Source organism: Mesorhizobium sp. M0659 (genome assembly GCF_040320605.1).
Lineage (GTDB): Bacteria > Pseudomonadota > Alphaproteobacteria > Rhizobiales > Rhizobiaceae > Mesorhizobium.
In genome coordinates, this window is the sequence record NZ_JAMYPY010000001.1 from 324,229 (window position 1) to 337,329 (window position 13,101).

Annotated in this window: 13 protein-coding genes; 3 read left to right on the forward strand and 10 right to left on the reverse strand. The window is 64.1% G+C overall.

Going from position 1 to position 13,101, the window contains the following annotated elements; translation table 11 throughout:
* Nucleotides 1-156: 156 nt before the first annotated feature.
* Nucleotides 157-1,071 (forward strand): LysR substrate-binding domain-containing protein, encoded by a 915-nt coding sequence (locus tag NKI31_RS01705; protein WP_023669366.1) that lies wholly within the window; start codon nt 157-159, stop codon nt 1,069-1,071.
* Between the two features lie 58 nt (nt 1,072-1,129).
* On the opposite strand, the gene NKI31_RS01710 is transcribed toward NKI31_RS01705, so the two are convergent.
* Both NKI31_RS01710 and NKI31_RS01715 read right to left on the reverse strand, forming a co-directional pair.
* Nucleotides 1,130-1,687: a hypothetical protein gene (locus NKI31_RS01710; RefSeq protein WP_023705063.1), complete on the reverse strand. Its 558-nt coding sequence runs from the start codon at nt 1,685-1,687 to the stop codon at nt 1,130-1,132.
* A gap of 75 nt (nt 1,688-1,762) precedes the next feature.
* The gene (locus NKI31_RS01715) at nt 1,763-2,224 is read right to left on the reverse strand and encodes an anthrone oxygenase family protein (protein ID WP_023727523.1); all 462 of its coding nucleotides are present in this window, start codon (nt 2,222-2,224) and stop codon (nt 1,763-1,765) included.
* 296 nt (nt 2,225-2,520) lie between these two features.
* Here NKI31_RS01715 and NKI31_RS01720 point away from each other — a divergent pair, with 296 nt between their 5' ends.
* Complete coding sequence (locus NKI31_RS01720; protein ID WP_245263480.1) at nt 2,521-3,066, forward strand: dTDP-4-dehydrorhamnose 3,5-epimerase family protein; 546 nt, start codon at nt 2,521-2,523, stop codon at nt 3,064-3,066.
* Nucleotides 2,996-4,066, forward strand: coding sequence for a glycosyltransferase family 2 protein (locus NKI31_RS01725; RefSeq protein WP_352650170.1), 1,071 nt, complete (start codon nt 2,996-2,998; stop codon nt 4,064-4,066). The genes NKI31_RS01720 and NKI31_RS01725 overlap by 71 nt, the downstream gene beginning before the upstream one ends.
* 77 nt (nt 4,067-4,143) lie before the next feature.
* Here the strand turns inward: NKI31_RS01725 and NKI31_RS01730 are convergent, their stop codons facing one another.
* The 8 genes from NKI31_RS01730 to ribH form a co-directional block, all read right to left on the reverse strand.
* On the reverse strand, nt 4,144-6,285 hold the full coding sequence (locus tag NKI31_RS01730; protein ID WP_023689501.1) for a sodium-translocating pyrophosphatase: 2,142 nt from the start codon (nt 6,283-6,285) through the stop codon (nt 4,144-4,146).
* A 260-nt stretch (nt 6,286-6,545) separates the two neighbouring features.
* Entirely contained in the window at nt 6,546-7,313 is a 768-nt protein-coding gene (locus NKI31_RS01735) for an ABC transporter permease (RefSeq protein WP_023693265.1), read from the reverse strand.
* Entirely contained in the window at nt 7,310-8,248 is a 939-nt protein-coding gene (locus tag NKI31_RS01740; RefSeq protein WP_023697448.1) for an ABC transporter ATP-binding protein, read from the reverse strand. The genes NKI31_RS01735 and NKI31_RS01740 overlap by 4 nt, the downstream gene beginning before the upstream one ends.
* Nucleotides 8,245-9,408: an ABC transporter permease gene (locus NKI31_RS01745; protein WP_352597462.1), complete on the reverse strand. Its 1,164-nt coding sequence runs from the start codon at nt 9,406-9,408 to the stop codon at nt 8,245-8,247. The genes NKI31_RS01740 and NKI31_RS01745 overlap by 4 nt, the downstream gene beginning before the upstream one ends.
* A gap of 316 nt (nt 9,409-9,724) precedes the next feature.
* Nucleotides 9,725-10,636 (reverse strand): glycine betaine ABC transporter substrate-binding protein OsmF, encoded by a 912-nt coding sequence (gene osmF / locus NKI31_RS01750; protein WP_023689505.1) that lies wholly within the window; start codon nt 10,634-10,636, stop codon nt 9,725-9,727.
* A gap of 177 nt (nt 10,637-10,813) precedes the next feature.
* Nucleotides 10,814-12,031: an MFS transporter gene (locus NKI31_RS01755; protein ID WP_023669356.1), complete on the reverse strand. Its 1,218-nt coding sequence runs from the start codon at nt 12,029-12,031 to the stop codon at nt 10,814-10,816.
* Nucleotides 12,028-12,528 (reverse strand): transcription antitermination factor NusB, encoded by a 501-nt coding sequence (gene nusB / locus NKI31_RS01760; RefSeq protein ID WP_023669355.1) that lies wholly within the window; start codon nt 12,526-12,528, stop codon nt 12,028-12,030. The genes NKI31_RS01755 and nusB overlap by 4 nt, the downstream gene beginning before the upstream one ends.
* Nucleotides 12,525-13,019, reverse strand: coding sequence for a 6,7-dimethyl-8-ribityllumazine synthase (gene ribH, locus NKI31_RS01765; protein ID WP_023669354.1), 495 nt, complete (start codon nt 13,017-13,019; stop codon nt 12,525-12,527). Before ribH ends, nusB begins: the two co-directional genes overlap by 4 nt.
* Nucleotides 13,020-13,101: the final 82 nt, after the last annotated feature.

The following is a 13,101-nucleotide window of genomic DNA, read 5'->3' on the forward strand; positions in this document are numbered from 1 at the left end:
GTTCCATGAACGGCCTCTCATTCCGACGGCGGCAATCGGGGGGCAGTGGATGGCTACAATGATTTGCGCACTTGGACAAAAGACTATTTACGAAGCTATGGATGAGCTTAGTTCATTCATGCTAAGGAACCCAGGGGCAGGATAGGGTAACGGCAAATGACAAGACGGCTTCCACAACTGGAATCCATTCGGGCTTTCGAGGTCATTGCCCGGCTGGGCAGCTTCAAGCGCGCCGGCGATGAGCTGAATGTTACGCCAAGCGCGCTCAGCCACCGCATCGCCGATCTCGAAGCCGATCTCGGCGTGCTTCTGTTCACCCGCCATGTCCGCCGCGTCGAACTCACGCTTGAAGGCGAAAGATTGTCCGCAGGCGTGCGACGCGCATTGCTGGAAATCCAGAGCACGATCGCGAGTGTCGCGCGCAACGAGCGCACGAGGCTGAGGGTCACCGCCATTCCTTCGCATGCCGTACGCTGGCTGGCCCCGCGCCTGCACAGGTTTCGCAAAAAGCATCCCGAAACAGAGATCGACATCAATGCGGATCTTGCAGTCGTCGACCTTTCGCAGCGAACAGTCGACATCGCATTGCGCTTCGGCGGCGGACACTATCCGGCCGTCGAGACCGAATGGCTGATGGCAGATGCGATCTTTCCTGTCGTCAGTCCCGACTATCTCGCCGCCAACGGCCCGGTCAGAGACCAGCACGATGTGCTGCGACTGTTTCGCATCCTCGACACGACGGCCGAAAATGACGAGAGCGGCGCCAATTGGCGCCACTGGTTCGAGAGAAACAATCTGCCGCTGGATACGGTTGGCGACGGCATGAATCTGAACGGCACCTTGCTGGCGGTCGAAGCGGCGGCGAGCGGTCTGGGCGTCGCCATCGCGAGGAAGTCGCTGGTCGAGAGCGATTTGCGCACCGGCAGGCTCGTCCGCCTCCTGACAACGGACATACCGACGAACTGGAACCACTACGTCGTCGTCCACCCGTCCATCTCCGCCTGGGAGCCTGCCAGATCGTTCATCAACTGGCTGAAGGCGGAAGCCGGCGACAGCGCCGGCGCCGGTTGACCTCGGCGGCCGTTTGGGAACTCTCCTCGGGAGGTCAGCAGAAGGCGCCCCCCGGTGCTCACGGACTCATTGCACCGGCCGGTTGGTCATCCTTGCGGCCCGACTGGTTCGCGGCCTTGGCGGCAAGCGCTGCCGCCATCTGGCTCTCCAGCTCGCGCAGCTTGGCGTCGAGTGTCGCCATGCCGCCCCAGCCGAATGTCGCGCGGTACAGCGGTGCGATCTCGGGCGTCAGGAATTCGACGAGGGTTTCGTCCTCGACCCAGACCTTGAGCACCTTGAACAGGCGCGCATCGATCAGCTCGCTATGCCAGCCCATGCGGGCGGCAATGCCCTGGATGGTTTCGGTCGAATTGGGCGTGCTGAGCAGCACATGCGAGCCGGAGCGCAGGCGCATGTTCGGGTCGAAGCCGATGCCGAGCGGCGCTTGCTGGTCCAGAACCGTGCCGCACGGCAGGATTTCGATCAGCGAGCCGAAATCGTCGCCGAGGCAGACGAACCATGCTCCCTCAGGAAATGGCGGCGACGGCGCACGAACCGCGGTGGCGACAAGCATTTCGGCAAGGACGCTGGCGACGGCCTGCGGATCGCGGGCGTTGAATGAAGCGTGGTGCAGCATGGCAATACTCCTGTTTTCAACGGCGGCGGCCGGCAGAAGTGCCGACCCATGCCGCGGCGTTCCGCGAAAACTGAATCACCGGCTGAGCGTCAGGATGACCGCGGCAAACAGGCAGGCGTATTCGGCCAGTCCAAGCACAAGGCGCAGATTGTGGTTGGCCGCCCAGCTGTCGCGCGTCTGCGCCCAATCATCGGGGATGGTCACCGGCGTCCAGCTCTGCACCTGTTTGTTGAGCGGCACCTGACGGCTGACGGTGAAGCCAATGTCGATCACCACCAGCGCCGCGGCGACGATCGTCAGGATGCGCGGCAGGCCGGCATCGACCGCAAACATCGCCGTCGCCGCGATCAGCACCAGCGTCGTCAGCCTGACGACCGGCATCACCCGGGTAAACGTCCGGTCGCGCATCTGATGCATGGCCATGTACTGGCCGGCGGTAAGATCATCGATGCGAAAATCGTGGATTACGCCCGAGACGTAGATGCCGGCAATAATTCCAGCCAGCGCAAGCGAAGCCGTCATCAAAAACATGTCCATGTCTTTTCCTGCCGAAATGCCTTTCCCTGCCCGAAATCGCCGCGAGGGCGAGCAGACACCGCGTCGATCGCAATGTCCTGGCCATGGCCGGGGTATTAAAGCAGGCGAACGGTCCGGGCTTGGGCAGAACGGAACGATGTTTTGGGCAATGCGGCCCTCCGATTGCATCAAAACATCAAGTGCCGTGAGATCGAAACCCATCAGCAAACCTTGACGCGTACTTGCCAGCGACCGGTCAAATTCGTATCAGACCGTGCTGGCCAATGGCGCATCACGCTGAATTGGGAGGAGCATCCGTGCCGGAAAAAACCCGGACAAAACCGACAGGCTGGATGGCGACCGGAACGGCTGACGGCCAGGTGGTCACGCCTGACTGGATGCCCATCGAGCCGGTGGCGATCGATGGCGTGAGGGTCAAGGAGATAAGGCCGGTCGCAACCTCCACCGGCTATCTGACCGAGATCTTTCGCGAGGAGTGGGAGCTCGATTCGGAGCCGGTCGGCCAGGTCTTCCAACGCACCTTGTATCCCGGCGCGGTGACGGGCTGGCATGCCCATGCGGTGACGACCGACCGGCTGTTCTGCTGCGTCGGCAGCGTTCGCATTTCGCTGTTTGACGGACGCAAGGCCTCGCCGACCTTCGGCGCCGTCTGGCACAAGATTATCGGCCCGCTGCGCCCGGCGGTCGTCATCATTCCGCCCGGCATATGGCATGGTGTTGTCTCGCTCGGAGCGGAGACGGCGGTGCTGCTCAATCTCGTCGACAAGGCCTATGCCTACGATCAGCCCGACCATTGGCGCCTGCCGCCAGACACCGACCACATTCCCTACAGACTGGTGTAGCGTGGAAGCATCGGCGCAGCGCGACCAGGCCGGCGGCGAACCGCTGGTCTCGATCGTGATCGCGACGCACAACCGGCCGGCAGCGCTGCGGCAGGCATTGACCAGCGTCATGCGCCAGACGTTGCAAGACTGGGAAGCCTTGGTCATCGGCGACGATTGCAGGCCGGATACGGCGGCCGTTGTCGCTGAATTTGACGATGCCCGCATCGTCTACATCGATCTTCCCGTCAATTTCGGCGAACAGTCCGGTCCCAACAATATCGGCTTTGCCAGGGCGCGTGGCCGCTTCGTCGCCTTGCTCAACCACGACGATCTGTGGTTTCCCGACCATTTGGCGGCGACGACCGGCTGGATCGACGCCACAGGCGCCGACGTGGTGCTGGCGCGCGGCGCCGTCATTGGGCCGCCATCGGCGGCAGGCGATCTCGTCAATTCGATCTTCGGGTCGGGCAAGGACGGTTTTTACGATCCGGTAACGACGGAAGGATTTGGCTCGGCACACATGTTTCGCCGCGCTTCGTTCAGCCTGCTCGGACCTTGGCGACCCGCCAGCCAGTGCTTTTGCGAAAGCTCGCAGGACTGGCTGTTTCGGGCATGGCGAAAAGGCGCGGTGATCGCGACGATGCCGCACCTCACGGTGATCAAGCTGCATTCCGGCATACGCAAGGGTTCCTATCTCGGCGACAATGCGCAGGAACAGAAGGATCTTCTGGACGCCATGCAGACGCCGGACGCCTTGCGCGTGAAAATCCTTGGCTGCGCGGGCGAACCCATTCGCCTGGCGGCATCGAGTTATCTCAGGCGCAGGCTGATGGCGGCTCTTGGCATCCATCCCCGCGCCCGCGCCTTCCGCCGCAAGTATAAGCGAGGCGCCTTCCTTGCCAAGCTGCGGCGCCTGCGTGGCCTGGCGCCGATGCCTGAGCGCGAGCCCGGCGTGAGCGAATTGCTCGATCGCTACAGCAAGCGCGGCGATGCCGGCACCGAGCCGGATGAGGGTTGACTGCCACCAGCGTAAATCTCAAACAAAAACCCGCGGGATCGCTCCCGCGGGTTTGTTCCTGAAGCAGTGGCGTTGCCTTAGCCGTGCGCGAGCACGGCCAGCAGCAGAAGCGCCACGATGTTGGTGATCTTGATTGCCGGGTTGACCGCCGGGCCGGCGGTGTCCTTGTAGGGATCGCCAACCGTGTCGCCGGTGACCGAAGCCTTGTGCGCTTCGGAGCCCTTGAGGTGCTTGACGCCGTCCTTGTCGACAAAACCGTCCTCGAACGACTTCTTGGCATTGTCCCAGGCGCCGCCGCCCGAAGTCATCGAGATGGCGACGAACAGGCCGTTGACGATGACGCCGAGCAACGAGGCGCCGAGTGCCGCAAAGGCGGACGCCTTGGAGCCCGAGATCAGCTGCACGCCGAAATAGACGACGAGCGGCGCCAGCACCGGCAGCAGCGAGGGGATGATCATTTCCCGGATCGCCGCCTTGGTCAAAAGGTCGACGGCCCGGGCATAGTTCGGCTTGGAGGTGCCGGCCATGATGCCCGGATCCTCGCGGAACTGCTTGCGCACTTCCTCGACGATGGCGCCGGCCGCACGGCCGACCGCCGTCATGGCGATGCCGCCGAACAGATACGGGATCAGACCGCCGAAGATCAGGCCGGCTACGACGTAGGGATTGGAGAGGTCGAAGGAGACATCGCCCATGCCCTGGAAGTACGGATATTTGTCGCCATTGGCGGCAAAGAACTTCAAATCGTTCGAATAGGCCGCAAACAGCACCAGCGCGCCGAGGCCGGCCGAACCGATGGCATAGCCCTTGGTCACCGCCTTGGTGGTGTTGCCGACCGCGTCGAGCGCGTCGGTGGAGTGGCGCACTTCCTTGGGCAGGCCGGCCATTTCGGCAATGCCGCCGGCATTGTCGGTGACCGGGCCGAAGGCGTCGAGGGCGACGATCATGCCGGCAAGGCCGAGCATGGTGGTGACCGCGATCGCCGTGCCGAACAGGCCGGCGAGCTGGTAGGTCGAGATGATGCCGCCGACGATGACGATTGCCGGCAGTGCGGTCGATTCGAGCGACACCGCAAGTCCCTGGATGACGTTGGTGCCGTGACCGGTCACCGAGGCCTGAGCGATGGAGTTCACCGGGCGCTTGTTGGTGCCGGTATAGTATTCGGTGATCACCACGATAAGACCGGTCACAACGAGACCGATCAGGCCGCAGATGAACAGGTTCTTGCCGATGATGGTCATGCCGGCGACGGTGCCGACCTCGCCCCAGCCGACGGTTGCCGAGGTAGCGACACCGAGACCGACGATCGACAGCAGGCCGGTGACGATCAGGCCTTTGTAGAGGGCGCCCATGATCGAGCCGTTGGAACCGAGCTTGACGAAGAAGGTGCCGACGATCGAGGTCAGGATACAGGCGCCGCAGATGGCGAGCGGATAGAGCATCGCCGCACCCAGAGCGGCGGTTCCGCCGAAGAAGATGGCAGCCAGCACCATGGTGGCAACGACGGTCACCGCATAGGTCTCGAAGAGGTCGGCGGCCATGCCGGCGCAATCACCGACATTATCGCCGACATTGTCGGCGATGGTGGCCGGGTTGCGCGGATCGTCTTCGGGAATACCGGCTTCGACCTTGCCCACGAGATCGCCGCCGACGTCGGCGCCCTTGGTGAAGATGCCGCCGCCCAGACGGGCGAAGATCGAGATCAGCGAAGCGCCGAAGCCGAGCGAAACCAGCGCATCGATGACGATGCGGTCATTGGGCTGCAGGCCCATCGGGCCGGTCAGAATATAGTAGTAAATCGACACGCCGAGCAGCGCCAGGCCAGCCACCAGCATACCGGTGATGGCGCCCGACTTGAAGGCGATGTCGAGACCGGCGGCGAGGCTGTTGGACGCCGCCTGCGCGGTGCGCACATTGGCGCGCACCGAGACGTGCATGCCGATGAAACCGGCGGCGCCCGAAAGCACGGCGCCGATCAGGAAGCCGACCGCGGCGGTGATCGAGAGCAGCCACCAGGCGAGCACGAGCACGACCACGCCGACGATGGCGATGGTGGTGTACTGGCGCGCCAGATAGGCCTGCGCGCCTTCGCGGATGGCGGCGGAGATTTCCTGCATGCGTGCATTGCCCTGATCGGCTGCAAGAACCGATCGTGTCGCCCAGATGGCGTAAAGGATTGAAAGCAAGCCGCAGGCGATGACGGCAGAAATGATGGTCATTGCCGAATTTTCCTCGATTGATGGCCCAAAAGAACCCCTCCCTGGGCCGTTGGTGCGGGGAGCGGATAAGCCTAGGCGGAATCCGTCCTTCGCAGCGGTGTATGCGAAACAGGGCTCGGAACGTCAAGATATTGTTCGGTTTTTGCCCCGCTTTCAGCCAAAAGGTTTAGGCCACAACATTCCCATTGCCGATGCCCTGCTATTAGATCGATTGAAATGACGCCGCGTCAGTCAATGCTTTGCCCGCAGTCCAGCGACGGTCAGTCGCCAGTCTCCTGCCCCATCTTGCGCGCGGTGTAGCGCTCGATGGCGGACAGTCCGTCATAGATCAGCACCGCCAGCGCCGCGACGATCAGGCCGCCTTGCAGGACGAAGGCGAGATTGTTGGACAGCAGGCCGGCGATGATCACCTCGCCCAGCGTCTTGGCGGCAACCGTCGAACCGATCGTCGCCGTGGCCAGGCTGATCACCACCGACAGCCTTATGCCGCCCAGAATGATCGGCGCGCTCAGCGGCAATTCGACCTTGATCAGCCTTTGCCAGCCGGTCATGCCGGCGCCGCGCGCGGCCTCCATGATGTTGCCCGGCAGCGTCGTGAGGCCGGTCAGCGCGTTCTCGAAGATCGGCAGCAGGCCGTAGAGAAACAGCGCAATCAGCGTCGGCTTCTCGCCGAAACCGACGGCGGGCACCGCCAGCGCCAGCACCGCCACCGGCGGAAAGGTCTGGCCGATGTTCACCAGACTGCGCGACAGCGGCAGGAATTCGGCGCCCGCCGGCCTGGTCACCAGGATGGCAAGCGCCACGGCAACGATGGTTGCGGCGACGGTAGCGATCAGCACGGTCCTGAGATGCAGCAGGGTCAGCGTCAGCAGGCTGCCCTGATTGTAGATCGCCGGCGCATTGTTTTCGGTCAGCGGCTTCAACAGCGGCTCGAACCAGCCGGGATTGGTGACGAAGGCTATGAGAAGCACCACCAGTGCAAGCCTGAGCAGCGAAGGCAGCCAGGCTTTTAGACCGGCCCCTTTCATGCCGGCCTCGCCGCGCGCTTCACCAGCCCGTCGACGGTGACGCGGCCGAGCGGCTTGCCGTCTTCGCCCTTGACCGGCAGCGCGGGCCGGCCCGACCACAGAAGCTCGGCCAGCGCGTCGCGCTGGCTGGCGTCGCCTGGGATCGCCTCGCCTTCGGCAGACCCCTTTTCCACGGCCTCGCGCACGCGGCCGAGCGACAAGAGCCGGAACGGCTTTTCGCTGGCGCCGACCAGGGTTTCGACGAAGGCGTTCGCCGGCCGCGCCAGGATCTCTTCCGGCTTGGCGTATTGCACCAGCTTTCCGGCATCCATGACGGCGATCTTGTCGCCCATGTGGACCGCCTCCTCCATGTCGTGGGTGACGAGGATGATGGTGGTACCGAAGCGCTTCTGGATTGCCAGCAGGTCCTCCTGCGCCTTGGTGCGGATGATCGGGTCGAGTGCGCCGAACGGCTCGTCCATCAGAAGCACATTGGGCTCGGCGGCGAGCGCGCGGGCGACGCCGACACGCTGCTGTTGCCCGCCGGACAGTTCGTGCGGGTAGCGCGGGCCATAAGCCTCGGGGTCGAGCTGGTAGAGTGTCATCAACTCATCGACGCGGGCCTTGATGCGGTCCTTGTCCCAGCCCAGCAGGACCGGCACGGTGGCGATGTTCTGCGCAACGGTGCGGTGCGGGAACAGGCCGTGGCCCTGGATGGCGTAGCCGATGCTGCGGCGCAGTTCGTAGCCGGGCAGCGAGCGGTTGTCGTTGCCGTCGAGCTTGATGACGCCGGCGGTCGGCTCGACCAGCCGGTTGATCATTCGCAGCAGCGTCGTCTTGCCGGAACCGGAGGTACCGACAATGACGCAAACCGTGCGCGGCTCGACGACCATGGACACGTCGTTGACCACGGTCGTCGCGTCATAGCGCTTGGTAATGCCTTCGATCTCGATCATGCCGTTTCAACCCTGCGCCTGGTGGCGGTCATCTCGATTACTGCGTCGAGGATGATGGCCGCGGCAAAAGCCAGCGCCACCGTCGGCACGGCGCCCAGCAGCACCAGGTCCATCGCCGTCTGGCCAACGCCCTGAAACACAAACACACCGAAGCCGCCGCCGCCGATGAGTGCTGCGATGGTGGCCAGGCCGATGTTCTGCACCAGCACGATGCGGATGCCGGTGAGGATCACCGGAAAGGCCAACGGAAACTCGACGCCGAACAGGCGCTGGCCATCGGTCATGCCCATGCCGCGCGCTGCATCATTGGCCGCGCGGGGTACGCCGGCAAGCCCGACCACGGTGTTGGCCACCACCGGCAGCAGCGAATAGAGGAACAAGGCAACGAAGGCGGGCGCGGTGCCGATGCCTCTGATACCGAGCGCTGCGGCACCCGGAACATGCGCGGCAACCCAGCCGAGCGGCGCGATCAGCAGGCCGAACAGCGCGATCGAGGGTATGGTCTGGACGATGTTGAGCACATTGAGCACGCCGGCCCGCAACCGTTCGACGCGGTGGCACAGGATGCCGAGCGGCAGGCCGACGATCACCGCCGCCGCCAGCGACCCCAGCGCCAGTGTGATGTGCTTGGAGCCTTCGGCCCAGAAACTATCGGCGCGGTTTGCATATTCCTTGAGGATCGACAGGCTGTCCCACTGCCCCGATATCAGCAACAAGCCGATGGCCAGCGCCGCGAGGACGAGCACGCCGATGCGGGCCGGTGGCGACAGGTTGAGCCTGGTCAGCACGTCGGCGAGCAACAATGTGAAGGCAAAGATCAACAGCCAGAAGCCGGAAGCCGGCGAGATGCGGGCGAAGGTGTTGCCGGCCGGCGTCAGGAAGGTGCCGGCGACACCGATCAGGATGGCAAGGGCGGCGAGCGCCACGACGCTTGCAGCCAGGCGCAGGACAAGCGGGGTTTTCAGCAACGCAACAATTGCGGCCACGACGACGACCGCCAGCAGCAGCGGCCCGACTGTGGCCGGCAGCGCCTCGAGGATCGAGCGCGCCTGACCGGGAACGATACGATTGGCGCGGAAGGTGGCGAACGGGGCCAGAAACGCCGCATAGGCAACGATCGCCGCGATAACCATGCCGAGCTTGTCGAAACGCAGGGTCATGGATGCCCCTCATGAGGAGCGATTTTCCACGTTGCGCAGACTACGCCGGTGATCGGCGAAAGCCGACGCGAAATCCGATCTCCCCCCTTGCGGGGGAGATGGCCGGCAGGCCAGAGGGGGGTGTGAAGGATCGCCAGCTTTCGAGCGTCGGCTTGTTCAGAAGCAACCCTGTCGAGGCACGCACCTGCTACCGGTTGTGAGGTCGGCGGGACAGCACCCCCCTCTGTCCTGCCGGACATCTCCCCCGCAAGGGGGGAGATCAGCAGCTTCCAGAGAGGGGTGTCTCGCACCAGCGTCACGATCAGCTATGCGCTGACTACTTCAAAAACCCGTTCTTCTTCAAAAAGTCCTCGGCGACACCCTTGACCGGCTCGCCGCCGACCTGGACGCGGCCGTTGAGTTCCTGCAGCGTGACGAGGTCGAGCTTGGCGAACACCGGCTTCAACAGCGTCTCGATCTCCGGATGCTCTTTCAGCACCGCTTCGCGGATGATCGGCGCCGGCTGGTAGACCGGCTGCACGCCCTTGTCGTCGGCGAGCACGACCAGGCCGGACGGCGCGATGCCGCCGTCGGTGCCGTAGACCATGGCGGCGTTGGCGCCGTTGGTCTGGTTGGCGGCAGCACCGATCGTCGCGGCGGTGTCGCCGCCCGAAAGCGTGATCAACTGCTCGGGCTTCAGCGTGAAGCCGTAAGTGGTCTGGAACGCCGGCAGGGCTGCCGCCGAATTGACGAACTCGGCTGAGGCCGCCAAAACCACCGTGCCGCCACCGGCGACATATTTGCCGAAGTCGGTCAGGGTCGCCAGCTTGTTGGTCTCGGCAACCTCCTTGCGCAGCGCGATCGCCCAGGTGTTGTTGGCCGGTGACGGCGACAGCCAGACGATCTTGTTGGCATCATAGTCGAGCTTCTTGGCGGTCTCATAGGCCTTGGCGGCATCCTTCCAGACCGGATCGTCGGCCTTCTCGAAGAAGAAAGCGGCATTGCCGGTGTACTCGGGATAGATGTCGATCTCGCCGGCAGTGATCGCCTTGCGTACCACCGGCGTGCCGCCGAGCTGGATGCGGTCGGTGGTCTTGATGTTGTTGGCGTTGAGCACAAGCTGGATGATGTTGCCGAGCACGCCGCCCTCGGTGTCGATCTTCGAGGAGACGACCACCTGGGCATTGGCGGAGGCGGCCGTGATGCCGAGCGCCAACGCCGCGCCGGCCAGAATCTTGACTGAAAACATTGTGAAAACCCCTTGCTTTGGACCGAAATGCGGTGGCCGCATATGAGCATGGCTTCAACGCCCCGTCGGGGCACACGGTTTCATAACAATGGGTACAGACGCAATAATTTTGTGCGGTCGCCGCGATTCGGTCGGCGCCATGCTGACACGTCGTGCCAAGCCAAAGATAGAACCGGATCAGGCGCGCGCTTTGCGCGATCCGGTCAGTTTGAGCGCGCCAAGGGCGACGAAGCAGAGGGCGACGACCGGGAAAACCAGCCAGTTCAGCATCTCCCAGCCCCACGCATTGTAGATGGCGCCCGACATTAGCGAGGCGAAGGCGACGGAGCCGAACAGGACGAAGTCGTGGAAGCCCTGCACCTTGCTCTTTTCGGACGGATGGTAGCTGTCGGCGACCATGGAGGTGGCGCCGATGAAGGCAAAATTCCAGCCGAGGCCAAGCAGGATCAGCGCCGTCCAGAACTGCCACAAATGCAGGCCGGACAATGCCACCGCGGCGCAGCCGATGAGCAGGACCAGGCCGGTGGCGACGATGCGTTCGGCGCCGAAGCGATGGATCAGCGATCCGGTGAAGAAGCTCGGCGCAAACATCGCCATCACATGCCAGGAAATGCCGAGCGTGGCGTCGTCCGTCGACAGGCCGCAGCCGACCATGGCCAGCGGCGCGCCGGTCATGACGAAACTCATCAGCGCATAGCTGCCGACGGCGCAAAACAGTGCCGCGACGAAACGCGGCCGGGTGACGATCTCGGACAGCGGCCGGGCGTCGCTTGACGCGACTTGCGCGTGGCCGGGAGCCCTGGCCGGGATGCGCAGGAATGACAGGATGATGGCGCCGGCCGCCGCCAGAACCGGAATGGCCACGAACGAGCCGGCAAACATCACCGGCGCCAGCAATTCGCGGGTGAAGATGACGATCTGCGGCCCGAGAATCGCGGTGATGACGCCGCCGGCCAGCACGAAGGAAATGGCGCGCGCCTTGAATTCGGGCGGAGCATTATCGGCGGCGGCGAAGCGGAACTGCTGGACGAAGGCGCCGCCGACGCCGATCACCAGCAGCGCGAAAGCGAACAGCCAGAAGCTGGCGTGGAACAGAGCCAACGTGGAGATGACGCCGCCAAGCGCGGTGACGATGGTGCCGGTCATGAAGCCGCCGCGCTGGCCGAGCCAACGGATGATGGCCGCGGCCGGCAACGCGCCGAGCGCCACGCCGATGTTGAAGCCGGTGATTGGCGCCGTTGCCAGCGACTTATCGGGGCCAAGCAGATATTGCCCGGCCAGCCCGCCCATGGAAATGGCAATCGGCGCGGCCGAACCGATAATCGCCTGCGACGTCGCCAGGATGATCGCCGTGCGGCGCGCTTCCCTTGCTGCGCCGGCGACGGTGCCGGTCACAATGCGTCCTTGCCGCGCCCCTCGCCCCGCACCCGGCGCGACACACGGTCGAGCACGGCGTTGGTCAGCTTCGGCTCGTCTTCCTCGTAGAAGGCCTTGGCGATGTCGACATATTCCGAAACGATGACGGCCACCGGCACGTCGTCGCGCTTCATCAGTTCGTAGACGCCAGCGCGCAGGATGGCGCGCAACGTCGAATCGAGTCTGGACAGCGGCCAGTCTTCCGTCAGCGCCTGGCGTATGATCGGATCGATGGTCGTCTGGTTCTCGACGACGCCGGCCAGGATGGCGCGGAACCACTGCGCGTCGGCCTCCCGATAAAGCGCGCCGTCGACTTCCTTGCCGAGCCGGAACGCCTCGTATTCGGCGGTGATCTCGAAGACGCCGCTGCCGGCCACGTCCATCTGGTAAAGCGCCTGCACGGCGGCCAGACGGGCGGCGCCACGCTTATTGGCATGGCGTGTCGCGGGCTGGCCGGGCGAAGCGGGTTCGCTCACGATTGCGCTCCCAGCTTCTCCTTGAGCGCGATCATGGTCAGCGCCGCGCGCGCGGCAAAGCCGCCCTTGTCGCCCTCCGAGCGCTTGGCGCGCGTCCAGGCCTGCGCGTCGTTCTCGGTGGTCAGGATGCCGTTGCCGATCGCAATCGCTTCCTGCACCGAGAGATCCATCAGCGCGCGGCTCGATTCATTGGCGACGATGTCGAAATGATAAGTGTCGCCACGAATGATGGTGCCGAGCGCGACAAAACCATCATAGTCCTTGCCGCCCTCGCCCATGCCGTCGAGCGCAAAAGTGATCACTGCTGGAATTTCCAGCGAACCGGGAACGGTGATGACGTCATAGGTCGCGCCGGCTTCGTCGAGCGCGCTCGTCGCGCCGTCGAGCAGCGCGTCGGCAAGATCGTCATGAAAGCGCGCCTCGATAATCAGAAGGTGGGCCTTCTTCTTCGGGCGAATGAACGCTTTGCCGTGTTGGGATGTGCCTGCCATGAATGTCTCCGGGGGTACCGGTGACTTAGGCTGAAGCGGTCACATTCGCAAGCTTTGTCCGACGCTCAGGCCCGGTCTAATT

What these genes read in the sequence shown, in the direction of transcription:
- NKI31_RS01705 (WP_023669366.1), top strand. Translation starts at nt 157, where the DNA reads ATGACAAGACGGCTTCCACAACTGGAATCCATTCGGGCTTTCGAGGTC.
- NKI31_RS01710 (WP_023705063.1), bottom strand. Translation starts at nt 1,687, where the DNA reads ATGCTGCACCACGCTTCATTCAACGCCCGCGATCCGCAGGCCGTCGCC.
- NKI31_RS01715 (WP_023727523.1), bottom strand. Translation starts at nt 2,224, where the DNA reads ATGGACATGTTTTTGATGACGGCTTCGCTTGCGCTGGCTGGAATTATT.
- NKI31_RS01725 (WP_352650170.1), top strand. Translation starts at nt 2,996, where the DNA reads ATGCCTACGATCAGCCCGACCATTGGCGCCTGCCGCCAGACACCGACC.
- NKI31_RS01730 (WP_023689501.1), bottom strand. Translation starts at nt 6,285, where the DNA reads ATGACCATCATTTCTGCCGTCATCGCCTGCGGCTTGCTTTCAATCCTT.
- NKI31_RS01735 (WP_023693265.1), bottom strand. Translation starts at nt 7,313, where the DNA reads ATGAAAGGGGCCGGTCTAAAAGCCTGGCTGCCTTCGCTGCTCAGGCTT.
- NKI31_RS01740 (WP_023697448.1), bottom strand. Translation starts at nt 8,248, where the DNA reads ATGATCGAGATCGAAGGCATTACCAAGCGCTATGACGCGACGACCGTG.
- NKI31_RS01745 (WP_352597462.1), bottom strand. Translation starts at nt 9,408, where the DNA reads ATGACCCTGCGTTTCGACAAGCTCGGCATGGTTATCGCGGCGATCGTT.
- osmF (WP_023689505.1), bottom strand. Translation starts at nt 10,636, where the DNA reads ATGTTTTCAGTCAAGATTCTGGCCGGCGCGGCGTTGGCGCTCGGCATC.
- ribH (WP_023669354.1), bottom strand. Translation starts at nt 13,019, where the DNA reads ATGGCAGGCACATCCCAACACGGCAAAGCGTTCATTCGCCCGAAGAAG.